Here is a 17,321-nt window from a genome sequence, read left to right on the forward strand (position 1 = left end):
AATGGCCCCGGCGGGGGTCTGTCACCGGTCCAGCAGGCGCAGACCCAGGGTTGTCGCCGAGTGCCGGACGAACTGGCCGTCCCGGTGACTGGCGATCAGACCTCCGTCGCGCAGCACACCGAGCTGGTAACTGGCGCTGGGTAACGCGATGTTGGCCGCCGAGGCCACCTCGGACGTCGTCCGTGTGCCATGGCTGGCCAGATGCGCCAGTACGACCGTCCGGGTACGGCCGAGCAGTCGCTCCAGCCCGTCCCCGCTCGCCCGGACGATCTCCAGGGGCTGTTTGGCGACCGGGTAGACGAGCACCGGCCCGAGCGTGGGGTCCGCGAGAGCGGTGGGTCTGCGCCAGCAGAAGTAGGACGGGACGAGCAGCAGGCCCCGTCCCTCCAGATGCAGTTCGCGGTCGACGGGATAGTCCACCTCCAGCACCGGAGCGTGCCAACGGGCGTGCGGGCGCAGGCTGTTGAGGAGGGCGGAGGTGCCGCCGTCGAGGAGCGCGCGTGAGCGCAGGTCGACATCGTCGCCGACGGCGGCCTGGACACGGGGCCAGTACGGTTCGAGGAGCGTCCCGCAGGACAGTTCCAGGGCCCGCGTCAACGCCCCCAGGGCCTTCGTGCCCGGCCGGTCGAGGGTGGAGACCCACGACGGCAGCGGACGCGACTCGGCGAGCCGGGACAGCTCACGGGTCAACCGGGTGCGGGAGGTGGCCCGTACCTCGTCGAGACCCCCGGCCAGACCGCCACCCGTGACGGACGGCGTGAGGAAGTCGGGGATGTAGCCCACCGGAGGAATCAGCGTCCGCAACGGCGACAGGGCCCGCCCGGCCCGCGGGTCCTTGGCCAGCCGGTCCCGCACCGAACGGCGCCAGTGCCCGAATTCGAGCGCCCCCTGCCGGCTGTCCAACCGGCAGACACCACACACGAGTTCCCACAGCGTATGAGGTTGGCGGGCGACCCGGATGCTCTGCAGATCCCGCGAGGTGAAATGAATTCGGAGCATGCGACCTCATTCCCGCGCGTGGTCAGTGCGCGTGATCGGTGGGGGGTCACGGCCGCACAAAACCGGCGCGCCACTCATAGGGACGACTGAGAGGCGCGCTTGGTTGTGGAGCCGGACCTCAGATCCCACCCCGCTCACGCGGAATCTTCTGCCCCGCCTCGATGGCCACCCGCAGGCGGTTCTCCGCCGGTGGCAGGGGGCAGGTCGCCAGGTCCGTATAGGCGCAGGGGAGGTTGGCCGCGCGGTTGAAGTCCAGGACGACCGTGCCGTCGGCGGCCGGAGGAGCAAGCGAGAGGGCCCGGTTGGCGGCGTAGGTGGTCACCCCGGAGGTGGCGTCCGTGAAGAGGACCAGCAGCCCGCCCGGCCCACGCCCGGGGAACGCGGTCAGCGCCAGCGGATGCCCGTCCAGCTCGAAATCGACCCGGCCCGGCGCGTCGTACACGTGCTCCAGTCCCTCGACCGCCGCGCCCACGGTCGTCGGGCGCGGCGTCTCGAAGGCCGTGTACCGTCCCCGCACCACCCAGCGGGGATCCGGCGCGTAGGCGGGGGTACCGGCGAAGGCGGTGCGCAGCGGCGCGTCCGGGTGCCGGGGCCGCACGATGTCGTGCCCGCCGCGCCTGGCCACCTCGATCACGGCGTCACCCCAGACCGCGTCGACACCGCCCCGCTCGGGCAGCACGCCGAAGCGGTGCTCACCCCGCACGGGCGATCCGCCCACGACGAGTTCCTCACCGTCGTCGAGGACTACGGCGACCCCTTCGCCGTCGGTCCACCAGGCGCCCGGCGCGTCCGGGAACCGCTGCGGCCGGTCGTCGAGCCAGTGCAGTCCGGTGATCGCCAGGAATCCGTGCGGGGCGGCGAGCCGTTCCTCCTGACCGCGATACCAATCCAGCCATTCCTGGGTGAAGGCCTGCAGATCCGTCGCACTGAGGTCAACGGTCACGATCACTCCTTCGTCGCACGAGGCTCGGCCTCGAAACGGGGTCGTACCAGTGCCAACCCCGGCCGCCCGGCGGCGGATTCCGGCCGTGTGTGACAGCTTTGTGTCCAGATCGCCGAGCGCCTCCGCCGCCCGCACGGAACACCGCACTGTCACCGAGGCGAACCCGACCCGAGCCGAAGGAGAAACGGTCATGAGCACGTTCCCCACCGCGCGAGACGTCAGGACCACACCCGAAGGACTGCTGTGGGAGCCGAGCCAACGCTGGGTCCGCGGCCTCAAGGGCGATGTCACCGTCGTGGACAGCAGGCACCCCGTCCTCGTCTGGGAGCCGGGAGTCCCGGTACCGCTCTACGCCTTCCCGCACCACGAGGTCCGTCAGGACCTGCTCCGCCCCGCGAAGAACCCCCCGACCGGCACACACACCGGATCACGCGTCTTCTACGACCTCGAAGCCGACGGCCGGCTGGTGGAGAACGCGGCCTGGACCTTCCCCGCGGAGGACCTGGCCGGGCACATCGCCTTCGAGTGGTTCCGGCGGGTCGGACGGGGCCTGGACCACTGGTACGAGGAGGAGGAAGAGATCTTCATCCACCCCCGAGACCCGCACAAACGGGTGGACGCCCTCCCCAGCAGCCGTCATGTCCGGGTCGCGATCGACGGCACGGTCGTCGCCGACACCCACCGTCCGGTCCTCCTCTTCGAGACCGGCCTGCCGACCCGGTACTACGTCCCACGCGAGGATGTCCGCCTGGACCTCTTCGAACCGACCGACCACAGCACCGGGTGCCCCTACAAGGGGACCGCCACGTACTGGTCGTGGCGGAACGAGGCCGGTGGCCCGGGTGTCCCGCCGAACATCGTCTGGAGCTATCCGCAGCCGCTGCCCGCGGTCGGCGCCGTCAAAGACCTGCTCGCCTTCTACAACGAGGCGGTCGACATCACCGTGGACGGCGAAACCCTGGAACGCCCGGTCACTCTCTTCACCGAGACGCTTTCGGGGCGGCCGTCGACCTGACGGCACCGGGGCGGCGACGAAGGCCGGTGGCTCAACTTGTGCGCGGTTGAAGCCCTGTTGGCACGAGGAGAAGTGCAAGGTCCTCCATCTGACCGCGGTGCAGGTCGTGGCCAGTGCGCTTGCCACCGTGATGGGCCCGCTGCTGGGGGTGGCCGGGACATCGGTGCCGCCGTGGTCAGCACCGGCTCGACCCTGGCTCGGCGGTCTTGCAGCACGCGTTCCGACGGACGGGCGGGATCCGCCGGCGGGTGCCCGCGGTGGCGAGCGGCGGCTCGGCCTCGCCGTCCGCGAGCGCGGAGCCGGACACGAGCAGGAGCGCGAGCAGGGCCGTGAGTGCAGCCAGCGCGGCCATGGCGGCCATCAGCCCCGCCAACCAGGGCGGCGCGGCAGTGATCCGCAGCGCCTGGGACGGCCGCGTGGAGTGGAACCGTCCGTCGAACAGCTGGATCGCGGCCCACGCGGCCGGCACCACCATGGACAGGGCGAGTACGGGCAGACCGCCTCGGAGAACCAGCGCCAGTGCCAGCAGGACGCACAGGACCGAGACCCCGAGCGCGAAACCGTAGGCGGCACCGGAGGCCCCGTCCCGGTACAGCGGGAATTAGGACAGCCCGCACCCGGCGAGCGCCGCCGCCGCGAACAGCCGGGGCCAGAGCGGGAGTTCGGCGCGCCGTGGCGCCGTACGCGGAGGCCGTGGACGGCGTCGGCGAGCCGGACGGTCGCCCGGCTGCTCCGGCTCGTGCGTGTCCGTCGGGACTCGTCCGGTCGCCTCCGGCCCAGCACCGGCCGGAGTGGTGGGCTGATCCGCCGCCGGTCCCGAGGCCCGGACGGGTGCGTCCTGATCCTCGGCCAAGCGGCCGATCAACTGGACGAGTTCCTGGACGGGCCAGCCGGCTGCGGCCCGTACCGCCGCCTCGCCGCAGTGCGGCTCCAGCGGAGCCCGGTGCAGCAGGGCCATCAGCCGGGTGACGTCCTCCACGGACCGGTCCACACCGATCGCCCGCAGAGCGTCGACGGCGGCCTGCGCGTACTTCGGTGACTGCTCCAGCAACGTGATGAGGTGGAGGACCTCTTCCAACGGCTGGTCGGCGACGGCGGCATGCACCAGGCTGTGCATCGGATCGACGTACTCACCCTCGGTGCCGGGCTGGGCGGGACCCCCTGCGACGGACGTGATGTAAGCGCCTGCCGTCCGCGCCGCCACGCGATTGCGCCAACCGTGTGACGCACGCAGGTCGCTCATCCCGGCACAGGCCTGATTGACGGTCCGGAGAGCCGCGCCGTACGCTCCCCCTGTAGTGATGGCATAAGGAAGCTGGTGGAATTCCAGCACGGTCGCGCCACTGTGAGCCCGCCGCCGGAGGTGGTGGGTGAGTCAGACACTGAACCGTCACTCGCCCGTACACGCAAGGGACGCACGATCCCGAAGGAGGGCTCACCTTGAGCAGCATTTCCACATCCCGTCCGGTGTCCACGCCGGTCGTCCTGCCGATCTCGAAGTCGATCGTCTGGCTGGTCGGCACCGCGCTGATCGCGCTGGCCGTCTACTACTTCGTCGGTGTCGACCAGGGCGCCGTGTCGGTGTTCGGAAACGACATGCACGTTCACGAGTTCGTCCACGACGCCCGCCACTTCCTCGGCTTCCCCTGCCACTGACCCTCCGCCGGCACCCGGACGTACGGACAACTCGACATGGAAAAGAAGCTCATACTGCGCGGCGTGCTCGCCGGCGCGGTAGCGGGCCTGCTCGCGTTCGTGTTCGCGCGGATATTCGCCGAACCGCAGATCGCGAAGGCCATCGACTACGAGAACGGCCGTGACGTCGCTCAGAACGCCCTGGACAAGGCGGCAGGCATGCCCGTCGAGGCCGCCGACCCCGACCTGTTCAGCCGCACCATCCAGGCCAATGTGGGCATCGGCGTCGGCATGGTCTTCTTCGGTATGGCGATGGGCGCGCTGTTCGCCGTCGCCTACACCGTCTGCCTCGGCCGCACCGGCGGTCTGCGGGCGCGCAACCTGGCACTTCTCGTCGCCGGCGGCGGCTTCCTCGGTATGTACCTGGTGCCGTTCCTCAAGTACCCGGCCAACCCGCCCGCGATCGGCCACGAGGAGACCATCCAGCAGCGCAGCGCCCTGTACCTGATCATGATCGTGTGCTCCGTCGCCTTCCTCGCGGGCGCCGTCTATCTCGGCAAGCGGCTACAGGCCCGCTTCGGCAACTGGAACGCCACCTTGCTCGCCGGTGCCGCGTTCGTCGTCGCGATCGGGATCGTCATGCTGCTTCTGCCGCAGCTCGGCCATCTCTCGTACAACAAGGCCAACTTCGGCAACCAGGCCACCGAGACGCCGCTGCCGCTGAAGGACTCGAAGGGCAATATCGTCTACCCGGGCTTCCCGGCCGACGTGCTGTTCAACTTCCGCTTCTACTCCGTCGCCGCACAGCTCATCCTCTGGACGGCCCTCGGCCTGATCTTCGCCCCACTCGCCGAACGCCTTCTCCAGCCCGCGCGCCCGGACTCCACCACCCCGTCAAAGGAGCCGGACCCCGTCCCGGCCTGACCAACTCCCCACGACGAGCGCGGTGATCGAGGAGATCACCGCGCTCGGTCTGTTTTGGAAGGTTTCCCCTGCAACCGGCGTCTGTGACCTAGGTCATGAAAAGGCATCGGAACTCGGCCCTCCGCCCTGCCGACTACTGGAGCGGTAGGGCTTCAACTGCCGTGCATGGCAGGACGGTTCGATGCGATCAGGAAGGCCGGGCATGGCCGAGTTCCCACAGCCTTTCCCTCTCGTGGGTGTGACGCCCCGCAGACTGCTGCCGCCGCCCGCGCGCTGCGGCTTCCTGCTGCTGCTCGCGCTGGTGTTCTCGGTGTCGTACGCCGTCGGATCGGCCGCCGGACCGGTGGCGCCCGGCATGCGCGGCACCGGGAGCACCGGGACCGGCGGCGGGGGAGACGGCGGCACCGGTGAGAGCGGTGGCGGCGTGCAGGACATGCCGGGGATGCACGGGAGCAGTGAGTGATGGCGGGCGAACCGGTGACGAGCCTGGTGGTCACGACGGACATCACCGTAGGCGGGATGACCTGCGCGGCCTGCGTCCGGCGGGTGGAGAAGAAGCTCGCCAAGCTGGAGGGCGTCACCGCGACGGTGAACCTGGCCACCGGACTCGCCCGGGTCAGCCACCCGGAGAGTGTTCCGGCGGAGGAACTCGTCGCCGCGGTCGAGCAGGCCGGATACCAGGCCGCCCTTCCCACGCCGCCCGCCCGGGAGGAGGAGGGGAAAACCGACGCGGATTTCTCGGAGGCCGCCGCCCGGCAGGAACGCGAACGGCTCCTCGTGACCGCGCTGCTCGCCGTGCCCGTCCTGGTGCTGTCGATGGTGCCGGCCCTGCAGTTCCGCAACTGGCAGTGGCTGTGCTTCGCGCTGGCCGCCCCGGTCGCGGTGTGGAGCGCCTGGCCGTTCCACACGCGTGCGGTACGGGGGTTGCGTCACTCCGCGGCCACCATGGACACCCTCGTTTCGCTGGGCGTCGTCGCGTCCTTCTCCTGGTCGGCGTACGCGCTGTTCCTCGGGGGAGCGGGCGATCCCGGGATGCGGATGCCGTTCAGCCTGCTGCCGTCCGCTTCGGACGGTACGGCGCACGTCTACCTCGAAGCGGCGGTCAGCGTCCCGCTGTTCGTGCTGACCGGGCGGTTCCTGGAGGCACGCGCCCGGCGGGGCACCGGCGCGGCCCTGCGCTCCCTTGCGGAACTGGCGGCCAAGGAGGTGTCCGTTCGCGACGAGCACGGTGAGCGCGCCATCCCCATCGAACAACTGCGGGTCGGGCAGGTCTTCGTCGTGCGGCCGGGTGAGCGGGTCGCCACCGACGGGTGTGTGACGGAGGGCAGTTCTGCCGTCGACCTGTCGCTGGTCACCGGTGAGAGCGAACCCGTCGAGGTGAGCCCTGGTTCGGCGCTGGTGGGCGGGGCCGTCAACGTCGGCGGGCTGTTGCTGGTGCGGGCCACCGCCGTCGGCGCTGACACCCAACTCGCCCGGATCACAAGGCTGGTCACCGACGCGCAGGCAGGCAAGGCCCGGGCGCAGCGGCTGGCCGACGCGGTGGCCGGGGTCTTCGTACCCGTCGTGCTGAGCATCGCGGTGACCGTTCTCGGATTCTGGCTCGGCGCCGGGGCCGACCCGCAGGCGGCGCTCACCGCCTGTGTGGCCGTCCTCGTGGTGGCCTGCCCGTGCGCGCTGGGCCTGGCCACGCCGACGGCGCTGCTGGCCGCCACCGGGCGCGGGGCCCAACTGGGCGTGCTGGTCAGCGGTCCGCAGACGCTGGAGGCGCTCCAGCACGTGGACACGGTCGTGCTGGACAAGACCGGCACCCTGACCACCGGCCACATGAGCGTCGCCCAAGTCACCACACTGCCCGGCGAGTTCGGGCAGGACGCGGTACTGCGGCTGGCCGGAGCGGTGGAACAGGGGTCCGAGCATCCGCTCGGCCGGGCGATCACCGCGTACGCCCGCCGCTCGGCGGGAGACGAACCCCCGCCCCCGGTACGGGAGTTCACGGCCACACCGGGGCAGGGCGTCAAGGGTCGGGTGGATGGCCGTACGGTCGAAGTGGTCGTGCCGGACGGCGAGTTGCCCCGCCTACTGGCCGAGGCCCTGGCGGCGGCCGAGGACGCCGCGCACACTCCCGTCCTCGTGCGCGTCGACGGCCGCGCCACAGCCCTGATCGCCGTCGGCGACCTCGTACGGCCCGGCAGCTACCGTGCCGTGGACCAGCTTCGGCGTCTCGGCATCCGCCCGGTGCTCGCCACCGGCGACCGCAAGGCGCCCGCGCAGGCGGTGGCCGACGCCCTCGGCATCGAGGACGTGCACGCCCGCTGTTCTCCCGAGGACAAGGCAGCTCTGGTACGGCAGTTGCAGGAGGAGGGCTACCGCGTCGCGGTCGTCGGTGACGGTGTGAACGACGCCGCCGCGCTCGCCGGCGCCGACCTGGGCATCGCCATGGGCACCGGGACGGACGTGGCCATCGGGGCCGCCGACCTGACGCTGGTGCGCGGGGACATCGAGGCGCTCGTCGACGCCGTACGGCTGGCCTGGCGCACCCTCGCAACCATCCGCGCCAACTTGATGTGGGCCTTCGGCTACAACGTCGTGACCGTGCCGCTCGCGATGGTCGGGCTGCTCAACCCCATGGTCGCCGCCGCCGCGATGTCCGCCAGTTCCGTGTTGGTGGTGTGCAACGGCCTGCGGCTGCGCGCCTGGCAGCCCTCTCCCGCACGAGGACGTGATGCCCGATGAGGCGGATCCTGGACCGGGTGTCGTCGCGGCTCGGCGACCGGCGGAAGCTGCGGGACACCGCACTCGCCGCACTGGTGCCGGCCGCCGCGTGCAGTGTGGCCCTGGCGGGCCTGACCGCGTGGACCAGCACGGGCAGGGCCGGAACCCCGGCGCGTATACGCGTCATCGACGGACGTCTCCTGCTGCCGTCCGCCGGAGCCGAGCAGACGGCGGCGTTCTTCCGCATCGCCAACGAGGGCGGCTCCGCCGACCGCCTGATACGGGTCACCTCACCCCGCGCCACCGGTGGCATCGCTCTCTCCAAGCACCGTATGACCGAAGGGAACGCGGCCTACGACACCGCGATCGACTCCGTCGACATTGCGGCGGGCGACAGCCTCGCCATGTCGCCGACCGGGGTGGACCTGACGGTCTCCGCGGCCTCGGGGAAGTGGCGCTCGGGGGACCTCGTGCCCTTCACCTTCGAGTTCCGGCGCAGTGGGCGGGTCACGGTGCTCGCCGTGGTCGTGCGTCCCGGCAGCGTCTCGCTCCAGTAGTCGTCCGGAACAGTCATCGAGTTCCCCGTGCTGTCATGTGACATGAGTCACTGCATTCGTGGTGAGTCAAGAGCCCGGTGTGCGCTCGTACCCCCTGATGACGATCAGACGTCGGGTGCAAAGATGGGCGCGCTATGACTGTCGGAGGGTGCTGCCGCACGCTGCGGGCGGGTGTGTTCGCCGCCGTCTGCGTGCTGCTGGCCGCCCTCGGCCACGTGATGATGTCCGGCACTCCCGTCCCTTGGTGGACCATGGGCGCCGGCGCCGCCGCGGCCGGCACGGCCGGCTGGTTCCTGGCCGGCCGTGAACGCGGGCGCGGGCTGATCGTCACGGTCGTGGTCGCCGCCCAGACGGTGCTTCACGAAACGTTCTCCCTGGGCCAGAACCTGACGCCCGGGAGCGGTACCGCGTCGGCCGGTATGGGCGGCACAGCCATGGGTTCCTCGGACTCCATGGCTTCCATGTCCATGGACGCCATGGACATGAGCGGCATGGCGCGCGGCTCGGCCGACATGGGGCACGCGCACACCATGACGGGCGGCGCCTCGTTCGGCATGCTCGCCGCCCACCTCCTCGCCGCCGTCCTGTGCGGGCTGTGGCTCGCGTACGGCGAACGCGGCGTCTTCCGTGTCCTGCGGGCTGCGGCAGCACGGCTGGTGGCTCCCCTGCGGATGCTGCTGGCGCTGCCGGTACCGGCCCGCCGCCCGTCCACGCGCAGGCGCCGCACCGTCGCGTACCGGTCGTCCCTGGCCCGCTTCCTTCTGTGCTACTCCCTCACCTCCCGGGGACCGCCCACGGGCCCCGCTGTCATCTGAGACAGCCGGATCCACCGGGGGCTCTCCCGCACTTCGTCGTACCGCGTTCCGGCGCGGATCTCCCCAGCGCCGCACGCCTCTTCGTGCGGGCCGACGAGCGCGCGCCGAGCCCCGGGCATCGCCGTACCCCTCGCGTACGGCCGCACCCGATGTGCCGGAGAGCCGTGCCCCATCGCGGGACGTCGGCCCCGGACGACCCGAGAAGGACACCACGTGATCACTTCTGTGCTGCCCGCTCCCCGCCGGGCGGAGCGTGCCGCGGCGGACGCCTCCGCCACCGCCTGGGCACTGGCCGCCCGCAACGGCGATCCCCACGCGACCGAGCACTTCGTCCGCGCGCTGCACGGCGACGTACTGCGCTACGTCGCCCATCTCAGCGGCGACCCCCAGACCGCGCACGACCTCACCCAGGACACGTTCGTACGGGCCCTCGACAGCCTGCCGGGTTTCGAGGGCCGTGCCTCGGCCCGCACCTGGCTGCTGTCCATCGCCCGCCGTGCGGTGGCCGACAGTTTCCGCCGGGCCGCGGTCCGACCGCGCCTGGCCGACGCGCACGACTGGCAACTGGCCCTGGAACGCGGCCAGCCCTGCGGCCTGCCGGGCTTCGAGGACGGCATCGCGCTCCTCGACCTGCTGGAGACGCTGCCCGACGAGCGTCGTGAGGCGTTCGTGCTGACCCAGGTGGTCGGCCTGACCTACGACGAGGCGGCCCGCTTCATCGGCTGCCCCATCGGCACGGTCCGCTCCCGGGTGGCCCGGGCGAGGACCACCTTGGAACGCCTGCTGCGCGAAGCCGAGACCGAGGCAGTCCAGGCGGTGTGACGTGAGAGCCGGCGCCTCCTGGCGGGCGCCGGCCCTCCACTGCGATCCAACTCCCTGTCGCTGAGGCCGAGTTGCCGGAAATTCTCGGGAACTCACCCGCTCCCGCTCCCGACTACTAGTGCGACGGCTCGATCCCGCGCCCGGTCGCGACACCAGTCAGGAGGTCCGTGTGACGCCAGAGATGGAGGACGCCTTCGCGGCGATCAGAGCCGTGCACGGCGCGGACGCGATCACCCGTGTCGAGCGGATGCTGGAACCCGGCGGAGGCGGACCGCGGCACCCGCTCCAGAAGGGCGCCAAGTGGATCCTGCCGGGACTGTCCACGACCCCGTGGCACGACCCCTATGCCTATCCCGAACTGCTTCCGGTGGTCGAAGCGCTGGAATCGGCCCACTCGGCCGTCAAAGAAGAACTGAACTCCGCCTGGAGTGCCAGACGCGAAGCGTTCTCCGACTACGAGCACTACCTGACCCGGCAGGAGAACTGGCAGGCCCTGTACCTCTACCGGAACGGAAACCTGGTCGAAGAATCGGCCGCCACCGCGCCCACCGCGTACAAGGTGCTCAAAGAGTTCGCCGTGGACACCGAGACCATCTGCCCGCTACTGGAATCCCATTTCTCCACACTGCTGCCCGGGGCTTCCATCGCCCCGCATTGCGACCTGTGGAACTTCAGCATCAACCTGCATCTCGCCGTCGACATTCCGGACGGATGCAGCATCACCGTTGCAGGTCAGACCCGTACCTGGCGGGAAGGCCACTGCCTGCTCTTCGACTACTCCTTCGAGCACGAGGCGCGCAATGACGGTAACCGGCCGCGGACCTGCCTGCTGATCGACCTGTGGCACCCGGAAACGACCCGCCCCGAACGGCGGGCTCTGGTCGCCCTCATGACGGAGATAAGGCGCCTGATGGGGGAGCAGTGAATTCCAGAAACCGCTTGAAAAAACGAACCGACAGTTTTCCGCCGGTGTTTTCCATTCATGTCCGAGGAGGGATCGACTGATGCACGCCCGGCTGTCCCTGCTCGTGCTGGCGTTGGCCCAGCTTGTCATCGCGCTCGACTACAACATCGTCTACGTGGCGCTCCCCGAGATAGGCGCGGGCCTCGGCTTCTCCGCGCACGACCTGCAATGGGTGGTGAGCGCCTACGTCGTGACGACAGGCGGGTTCCTCCTGCTGGGCGGTCGGGCGGCGGACCTGCTCGGGCGCCGCCGGACGTTCGTCGTAGCGGCACTGATCTACGCGACCGCCTCCCTGGTGGGAGGGCTCGCGGAATCCCCCGGAGCACTCGTCGCCGTCCGGGCGGTCCAGGGCATCGGCGGATCACTGCTGTTCCCGGCCACCCTCTCCCTGATCAACACGATCTACGAGGAAGGGCCCGCCCGGAACCGCGCTCTGGCGGTGTGGGGCGCGGCGGGGGCCGGCGGCCTGTGCTTCGGATCCCTGCTCGGCGGCGTGCTCGTAGGGGCGTTCGGCTGGCCGTCGGTGTTCTTCGTGAACGTCCCCGTCGCGGTGGGCATCGCCTGGGCGGGACGGACACTGTTCCCCGCTGACGGTCCGCCTACGGCCACCCGGCGGTTCGACGTGACGGGCGCCCTGGCCGCGACCGGCGGCATCACCCTCCTGGTCTTCCTGCTGGTGCACGCCCCCGAAGCGGGCTGGACCAGCACGCCCGCCCTGGTGAGCGGCGGTCTCTCGCTCACCCTGCTGGCCTGCTTCGCCGTCGTCGAGACCCGATCGCGTGACCCGCTCGTCCCCGCCCGGCTGTTCGCCCACCGGGGCCTGGTCGCCGCGATGGCCGTCACCGCGCTCTACAGCGCCACCTTCAGTTCACTGCCGTACTTCCTCACCCTCTACTTCCAGACCGTGCGCGGCTACAGCGCGTTCGCGACCGGCCTCGCCTTCCTTGTGCCGGCCATGGTGACCGCGATCGGCACCCAGGTCGGCGAACGCGCGGTGGCACTGATCGGCGTGCGCCGCATGCTGGTCGCCGGCATGGCCCTGGGCGCGACCGGAGCCGTCGCGCTCGCCCTCGCTCTCACCGGCGAGGGCTCGTACCCGCTACTGCTGCCCGGGATCGTGCTGCTGGGTCTTGGCCAGGGCGCCGCGTGGACCGGCATGTGGATCGTCGCCGCGTCGGGGGTCGCGCCCGAGGACCAGGGCGTGGCGTCGGGACTGGCCTCGACCAGCCTTCAGGTGGGCGGCGCGGTGGGCCTCGCGCTGCTCGTGGCGCTCGCGGGCGGCGCAGGCCAAGGCCCCTCGGGCGAAGCCCTGTTGAGCGGGATCCGGATCGCCGTGTTCGCCATAGCGGCCGGTATCGGCGGCGGCGTGCTGCTGACCTTCACCCTGCGCAGAACGGCCCCGGCCGGATAGGCCGAGCCCGTACCTCGACATCTCCGGGCCCGACGGCCCGCCACCCCCGTGCCGCACCGCACCCTCAGGAGAACCGCTGTGCCCGTACACACCTCCAGCACGTCCGCTCCCGCCGCCGTCCTGTGCGGAGTGGCCGGCTGGGTGCCGCCGCGCGTCGTCACCAACGACGAACTCGCCGAACGGCTGGACACCGACGACACCTGGATCCGCACCCGCACCGGGATCCGCCGTCGCCACATCGCCGAGCCCGGCCAGGCCACCTCGGACCTGGCCGTCGAGGCCGGGCAACTGGCCTTGCGCAACGCCGGGTTCGACCCGGTCGGCACGGATGCCCCGCGAACCGATCCGGTCGACGCGGTGATCGTCACCACGACCACCCCCGACCGCCCCTGCCCGGCCACCGCGCCCGCGGTCGCCGCGCGACTCGGCCTGCGGCGGGCGGCGGCTTTCGATGTCGGCGCGGTGTGCACCGGATTCGTCTACGGCCTCGCCACGGCCGCCGGGTTGATCGCCTCCGGTGTGGCGGCGCGGGTCCTGCTGATCGGCGCCGACACCTATTCCACCATCGTGGACCCGTTGGACCGGGCCAACGCGATCATCTTCGGGGACGGCGCCGGAGCCGTCGTCCTGCGCGCCGGGGACAACGACGAACCAGGAGCCGTCGGCCACTTCGACCTCGGCAGCGACGGCACGCACGAGGACCTGATCCTGGTCGCCGCCGGCGGCTCGCGTCGTCGCTCCGCCGGCGGCCAACCCACCCGGGCGGAACGGTACTTCGCGATGCGCGGCAACGCGGTCTACCGGCACGCGGTGACCCGGATGGCCTCCTCGGCCCGCGCCACTCTGAGCGGCGCCCGCTGGAAGATCGACGACGTCGACCACTTCGTGCCCCACCAGGCCAACCTGCGCATTCTGCACTCGGTCGCCGACGACCTCGGCCTGCCCCGGGAACGCTGCGTCGCCAACGTCGACGCCGTGGGCAACACCGGTGCCGCCTCCATCCCGCTCGCCCTCGCCGACGCCGCCGCCCGGCGCGTGATCCGCCCCGGCGACCGGCTCCTCCTCACCGCCTTCGGCGGCGGACTCACCTGGGGCTCCTGCCTGCTGACCTGGCCCAGACTGCCTACGCCCACCCGCCCCCACGACCCCCTCGTCCCGTACGACACAGGAGTTGACGCCCCGTCATGAGTGCTGCCGCCTATGACCAGTTGGTCGAGATCCTCGCGAGACTCCACGACACCCCGGCCGACCGGTTCACACCCGAGGCGACCTTCGCCGACCTCGACGTCGACTCGCTGACGATGGTCGAGATCAGCATCCGCATCGAGCGCGACCTCGGCGTCACCGTCCACGACAGCGAACTGCGGCCCACCCTCACCCTCGCGGGCACGGCGGAGCTGATCGCCGCCAGACAGGCCGCCTGAACCATCCCGCTCCCTCCACGACACCACCCACCCGAAAGGCACCTTCACGTGAAGATCACCGACCAGCCCGGCGCGTTCCTCGGCGCGAGCGTCGAGGGCTTCGACCACGCCACCGCCTCCGACGCCGACGTCGAGACGCTCAAGAAGACCGTCTACACGAAGAAGATCGCGGTCCTGAAGGGCCAGGACCTGACCCCCGAACAGTTCCTGGCGCTCGGCGCGCGCCTCGGCCGCCCCGAGACGTACTACGAGCCCATGTACCAGCACCCGGAGGTCCCGGAGATATTCGTCTCCTCCAACGTCCCGGAGAACGGCAGGCAGATAGGTGTGCCGAAGACCGGCAAGTTCTGGCACGCCGACTACCAGTTCATGCCCGACCCCTTCGGCATCACCCTCATCCACCCCCAGGTCGTCCCGGAGAAGAACCGCGGGACGTACTTCATCGACATGGGCCGCGCCCACGCGGAGCTGCCCGCCGAGCTGAAGGAGGAGATCGAAGGCACCTTCTGCCGGCACTCCGTGCGCAAGTACTTCAAGATCCGCCCGCACGACGTCTACCGCCCGATCTCCGAGATCATCGAGGAGGTCGAGACCAAGACCCCGGCCGTCCGACAGCCCACCACCTTCATCCACCCCCTCACCGGCGAGACCGTCCTCTACATCAGTGAGGGCTTCACCGTCGGCATCGAGGACGCGGACGGCAATCCGCTCGACGAGGAGCTCCTCAAGCGGCTGTTCGACGCCACGGGCCAGCTCGACGAGACCTTCGAGCACGACAACATCCACCTGCAGAGCTTCGAGAAGGGCGACCTGCTGGTCTGGGACAACCGCAGCCTCATCCACCGCGCCCGCCATACCACCACCCCCGAGCCGACCGTCTCGTACCGCGTCACCGTCCACGACGACCGCAAGCTGCATGACGGGATCCAGGCCGCGTGACCGCGCCCACCGCCGACCGCACCGGGACCGTCCCGCCACAGCGCTCGTACCCCACGGACGAGGAACTGCTGGCCCGCGTGCTCGTGCCCTACAAGGCGCACTGCAAGTACCTGAAGAGCGCCCTCGTCAGAGCAGGAGCCGGAGCCGGACTCGCCTCGGCGCACTGCGAGTTCGCGATCCCGGAGTCCTGCTACATCGACGACACCGGACACCTGAACTCGGTCGAGGCCAACATCGCCTACAACCAGATGATGTATTACCTGGTCGCCAAGTCCGTGCGGGAAAGACTCCTGACCGGGTTCGAGACCTGGACCCTGGACGACTTCTGGCGCCACCAGCTCCCGGACATCCTCATCGCCCGCTTCGCCGGCACCTTCCGCCGTCCGGTCAACCCCTGTGCCTTCCAAGGGGAGTTGGCGTTCCGCTCCATCACCCGGCGCGCCCCCGGCGGCGGCAGCCCCTTCCTGCACGCCGAGACGTCGTACCGCTACTGGGACGCACACGGCGGCCGGAGCGACGGCGAGGCGACCCTCGCCTTCGTCAACATCCCCTGAACACCGAAGGACTGCCCATGGAGACATCCACGGCGACACCGCCGCCGGCGGCCGACCGGATCCACCACCCCGAACCGCGCACCCTCGTCCAGACCGCCCGCTTCCACGCCGAGCGCCGACCCGACACCCCCGCCGTGCTCTGCGAGGGCCGCAGCCTGACGTACGGCCAACTGCACCGCGAGAGCAACCGCATCGCCCACGCCCTCCGGGCCGCCGGACTCGCCCCGGGGGACCGGGTCGCGTACCTCGGCAAGGAGTCCGAGCACTACTACGAGATCCTCTTCGCCTGCGCCAAGAGCGGCACGGTACTCGTGCCCGTCAACTGGCGGCTCACCGCACCCGAGGTGAGCCACATCCTCCGGGACTCCGGCACCCGACTCCTCTTCCTGGAGGACGAGTTCGGGCCGGTCGTGGCGGGTATGCCGACCGCGCCACCCGAAACGGTCGTACCGCTCGGGGAGTTGGAGCAGTGGCGTCGGCAACACCCGCTCCACGACACGGAGTTCGACCCGACCACCGACACTCCCGTCACCCAGCTCTACACCAGCGGCACCACCGGCCTGCCCAAGGGGGTGGTGCTCGCGCACCGCAGCTTCTTCGCCATCCGCGACGCCCTGGCGAGCGAGGCACTCGACTGGATCGACTGGCGCTCCGGCGACATCGCCCTGGTCGGCATCCCCGGCTTCCACATAGGCGGCCTGTGGTGGGCCACCCAGAACTTCAACGCGGGCACGACGATCGTCGCGATGCGCGCCTTCGCCGCACGCCCGGCCGTCGACCTCATCCGCGACCTCGGCATCACCACGGCCTGTGTCGTCCCGGCCATGCTCCGCATGATGCTCACCGAACCCGGCGTCAGCGCCCAGGACTTCGCCACTCTCCGCAAGACCGTCTACGGCGGCTCCCCGATCTCCGAGGCACTGCTGGAGGAGAGCCTCGCCGTCCTGGACTGCGAGTTCGCCCAGATCTACGGCCTGACCGAGACCGGCAACACCGCCGTCTGCCTGCCACCCGCCGATCATGTCCCGGGCGGCCCCCGTATGCAGGCCGCCGGACACCCCTACCCCGGCGTGCGCACCAAGGTGATCGACGACCAGGGCCGCGAACTGCCCCCGGGCCGGGTCGGAGAGGTGTGCCTGCACACCCCCGCCCGGATGGTGGGGTACTGGGGTCTGCCCGAGAAGACGGCGGAGACTCTCGTCGACGGCTGGATCCACACAGGCGACGCCGGTTACGTCGACGAGGACGGCTACGTCTTCATCCGCGACCGCATCAAGGACGCCGTACTCGTCGCCGGCGAGAACGTCTACCCGGCCGAGATCGAGAATGTCCTGGAAGACCACCCTGGCGTGGCCGAGGCGGTCGTCGTCGGAGCCCCCGACGAGCGCTGGGGCGAGTACGTGCACGCCTTCGTCGTCCCGGTCGTGGGCCACCAGCCCAGCCCCCGGGACCTGCACACCTTCCTCGTCCCGCGACTGGCGAGCTTCAAGCTGCCCGCCCGCTACGAGTTCATCGACAGCGTGCCGCGCAACCCCAGCGGCAAGATCCTCCGCCGCGAACTGCGCGACCGCTTCTGGAGCGACTCCGCGCGCAAGGTCAACTGACCG

General features: G+C 70.7%; 19 protein-coding genes and 1 riboswitch. Of the genes, 15 read left to right on the forward strand and 4 right to left on the reverse strand.

Annotated features, from left to right (window positions below):
• Positions 1 to 21: 21 nt before the first annotated feature.
• Positions 22 to 999 carry an ArsR/SmtB family transcription factor gene (locus OH768_RS51330; RefSeq protein WP_406464346.1) on the reverse strand — a complete coding sequence of 326 codons (978 nt, stop codon included), beginning with the start codon at positions 997 to 999 and terminating at the stop codon, positions 22 to 24.
• Between the two features lie 118 nt (positions 1,000 to 1,117).
• On the reverse strand, positions 1,118 to 1,942 hold the full coding sequence (locus OH768_RS51335) for a DUF1684 domain-containing protein (RefSeq protein ID WP_406464347.1): 825 nt from the start codon (positions 1,940 to 1,942) through the stop codon (positions 1,118 to 1,120).
• 190 nt (positions 1,943 to 2,132) lie between these two features.
• On the opposite strand from OH768_RS51335, the gene OH768_RS51340 reads away from it, so the two are divergent.
• Positions 2,133 to 2,957 (forward strand): DUF427 domain-containing protein, encoded by an 825-nt coding sequence (locus OH768_RS51340; RefSeq protein WP_406464349.1) that lies wholly within the window; start codon positions 2,133 to 2,135, stop codon positions 2,955 to 2,957.
• Between the two features lie 175 nt (positions 2,958 to 3,132).
• Here the strand turns inward: OH768_RS51340 and OH768_RS51345 are convergent, their stop codons facing one another.
• On the reverse strand, positions 3,133 to 3,432 hold the full coding sequence (locus OH768_RS51345; protein ID WP_406464351.1) for a hypothetical protein: 300 nt from the start codon (positions 3,430 to 3,432) through the stop codon (positions 3,133 to 3,135).
• A gap of 126 nt (positions 3,433 to 3,558) precedes the next feature.
• Complete coding sequence (locus tag OH768_RS51350) at positions 3,559 to 4,200, reverse strand: hypothetical protein (protein WP_406464353.1); 642 nt, start codon at positions 4,198 to 4,200, stop codon at positions 3,559 to 3,561.
• Between the two features lie 67 nt (positions 4,201 to 4,267).
• Positions 4,268 to 4,340: riboswitch (cobalamin riboswitch) on the forward strand.
• Between the two features lie 57 nt (positions 4,341 to 4,397).
• On the opposite strand from OH768_RS51350, the gene OH768_RS51355 reads away from it, so the two are divergent.
• From OH768_RS51355 to OH768_RS51420, 14 genes are all read left to right on the forward strand, one after another.
• A complete protein-coding gene (locus OH768_RS51355; RefSeq protein ID WP_043260168.1) occupies positions 4,398 to 4,613 on the forward strand; it encodes a CbtB domain-containing protein in 216 nt (71 codons plus the stop codon).
• 36 nt (positions 4,614 to 4,649) lie between these two features.
• Positions 4,650 to 5,516: a CbtA family protein gene (locus tag OH768_RS51360; RefSeq protein WP_406464355.1), complete on the forward strand. Its 867-nt coding sequence runs from the start codon at positions 4,650 to 4,652 to the stop codon at positions 5,514 to 5,516.
• A gap of 202 nt (positions 5,517 to 5,718) precedes the next feature.
• The gene (locus OH768_RS51365) at positions 5,719 to 5,979 is read left to right on the forward strand and encodes a hypothetical protein (RefSeq protein WP_406464356.1); all 261 of its coding nucleotides are present in this window, start codon (positions 5,719 to 5,721) and stop codon (positions 5,977 to 5,979) included.
• Positions 5,979 to 8,249 carry a heavy metal translocating P-type ATPase gene (locus OH768_RS51370; protein WP_406464358.1) on the forward strand — a complete coding sequence of 757 codons (2,271 nt, stop codon included), beginning with the start codon at positions 5,979 to 5,981 and terminating at the stop codon, positions 8,247 to 8,249. The genes OH768_RS51365 and OH768_RS51370 overlap by 1 nt, the downstream gene beginning before the upstream one ends.
• On the forward strand, positions 8,246 to 8,785 hold the full coding sequence (locus OH768_RS51375) for a copper chaperone PCu(A)C (protein ID WP_406464359.1): 540 nt from the start codon (positions 8,246 to 8,248) through the stop codon (positions 8,783 to 8,785). The genes OH768_RS51370 and OH768_RS51375 overlap by 4 nt, the downstream gene beginning before the upstream one ends.
• A 134-nt stretch (positions 8,786 to 8,919) precedes the next feature.
• The gene (locus tag OH768_RS51380) at positions 8,920 to 9,600 is read left to right on the forward strand and encodes a hypothetical protein (RefSeq protein ID WP_406464361.1); all 681 of its coding nucleotides are present in this window, start codon (positions 8,920 to 8,922) and stop codon (positions 9,598 to 9,600) included.
• A gap of 213 nt (positions 9,601 to 9,813) precedes the next feature.
• Positions 9,814 to 10,422: a sigma-70 family RNA polymerase sigma factor gene (locus tag OH768_RS51385; protein ID WP_406464363.1), complete on the forward strand. Its 609-nt coding sequence runs from the start codon at positions 9,814 to 9,816 to the stop codon at positions 10,420 to 10,422.
• 169 nt (positions 10,423 to 10,591) lie between these two features.
• On the forward strand, positions 10,592 to 11,347 hold the full coding sequence (locus tag OH768_RS51390) for an aspartyl/asparaginyl beta-hydroxylase domain-containing protein (protein ID WP_406464364.1): 756 nt from the start codon (positions 10,592 to 10,594) through the stop codon (positions 11,345 to 11,347).
• Between the two features lie 79 nt (positions 11,348 to 11,426).
• Positions 11,427 to 12,797: an MFS transporter gene (locus OH768_RS51395; protein WP_406464366.1), complete on the forward strand. Its 1,371-nt coding sequence runs from the start codon at positions 11,427 to 11,429 to the stop codon at positions 12,795 to 12,797.
• A 78-nt stretch (positions 12,798 to 12,875) separates the two neighbouring features.
• Positions 12,876 to 13,985, forward strand: a complete 1,110-nt coding sequence (locus tag OH768_RS51400) for a beta-ketoacyl-ACP synthase III (RefSeq protein WP_406464367.1) — start codon at positions 12,876 to 12,878, stop codon at positions 13,983 to 13,985.
• Entirely contained in the window at positions 13,982 to 14,221 is a 240-nt protein-coding gene (locus OH768_RS51405) for an acyl carrier protein (RefSeq protein WP_406464369.1), read from the forward strand. Before OH768_RS51400 ends, OH768_RS51405 begins: the two co-directional genes overlap by 4 nt.
• A 48-nt stretch (positions 14,222 to 14,269) precedes the next feature.
• Positions 14,270 to 15,160 carry a TauD/TfdA dioxygenase family protein gene (locus tag OH768_RS51410; RefSeq protein ID WP_406464371.1) on the forward strand — a complete coding sequence of 297 codons (891 nt, stop codon included), beginning with the start codon at positions 14,270 to 14,272 and terminating at the stop codon, positions 15,158 to 15,160.
• On the forward strand, positions 15,157 to 15,714 hold the full coding sequence (locus OH768_RS51415) for an FcoT family thioesterase (RefSeq protein WP_406464373.1): 558 nt from the start codon (positions 15,157 to 15,159) through the stop codon (positions 15,712 to 15,714). Before OH768_RS51410 ends, OH768_RS51415 begins: the two co-directional genes overlap by 4 nt.
• Positions 15,715 to 15,731: 17 nt before the next feature.
• On the forward strand, positions 15,732 to 17,318 hold the full coding sequence (locus tag OH768_RS51420) for a fatty acid--CoA ligase (RefSeq protein WP_406464374.1): 1,587 nt from the start codon (positions 15,732 to 15,734) through the stop codon (positions 17,316 to 17,318).
• Positions 17,319 to 17,321 lie beyond the last annotated feature (3 nt).

It is taken from the genome of Streptomyces sp. NBC_01622 (assembly GCF_045209635.1).
Taxonomy (GTDB): Bacteria; Actinomycetota; Actinomycetes; order Streptomycetales; family Streptomycetaceae; genus Streptomyces.

What these genes read in the sequence shown, in the direction of transcription:
- OH768_RS51340 (WP_406464349.1), top strand. Translation starts at nt 2,133, where the DNA reads ATGAGCACGTTCCCCACCGCGCGAGACGTCAGGACCACACCCGAAGGA.
- OH768_RS51375 (WP_406464359.1), top strand. Translation starts at nt 8,246, where the DNA reads ATGAGGCGGATCCTGGACCGGGTGTCGTCGCGGCTCGGCGACCGGCGG.
- OH768_RS51420 (WP_406464374.1), top strand. Translation starts at nt 15,732, where the DNA reads ATGGAGACATCCACGGCGACACCGCCGCCGGCGGCCGACCGGATCCAC.
- OH768_RS51345 (WP_406464351.1), bottom strand. Translation starts at nt 3,432, where the DNA reads ATGGTGGTGCCGGCCGCGTGGGCCGCGATCCAGCTGTTCGACGGACGG.
- OH768_RS51350 (WP_406464353.1), bottom strand. Translation starts at nt 4,200, where the DNA reads ATGAGCGACCTGCGTGCGTCACACGGTTGGCGCAATCGCGTGGCGGCG.
- OH768_RS51395 (WP_406464366.1), top strand. Translation starts at nt 11,427, where the DNA reads ATGCACGCCCGGCTGTCCCTGCTCGTGCTGGCGTTGGCCCAGCTTGTC.
- OH768_RS51330 (WP_406464346.1), bottom strand. Translation starts at nt 999, where the DNA reads ATGCTCCGAATTCATTTCACCTCGCGGGATCTGCAGAGCATCCGGGTC.
- OH768_RS51365 (WP_406464356.1), top strand. Translation starts at nt 5,719, where the DNA reads ATGGCCGAGTTCCCACAGCCTTTCCCTCTCGTGGGTGTGACGCCCCGC.
- OH768_RS51360 (WP_406464355.1), top strand. Translation starts at nt 4,650, where the DNA reads ATGGAAAAGAAGCTCATACTGCGCGGCGTGCTCGCCGGCGCGGTAGCG.
- OH768_RS51405 (WP_406464369.1), top strand. Translation starts at nt 13,982, where the DNA reads ATGAGTGCTGCCGCCTATGACCAGTTGGTCGAGATCCTCGCGAGACTC.
- OH768_RS51380 (WP_406464361.1), top strand. Translation starts at nt 8,920, where the DNA reads ATGACTGTCGGAGGGTGCTGCCGCACGCTGCGGGCGGGTGTGTTCGCC.
- OH768_RS51370 (WP_406464358.1), top strand. Translation starts at nt 5,979, where the DNA reads ATGGCGGGCGAACCGGTGACGAGCCTGGTGGTCACGACGGACATCACC.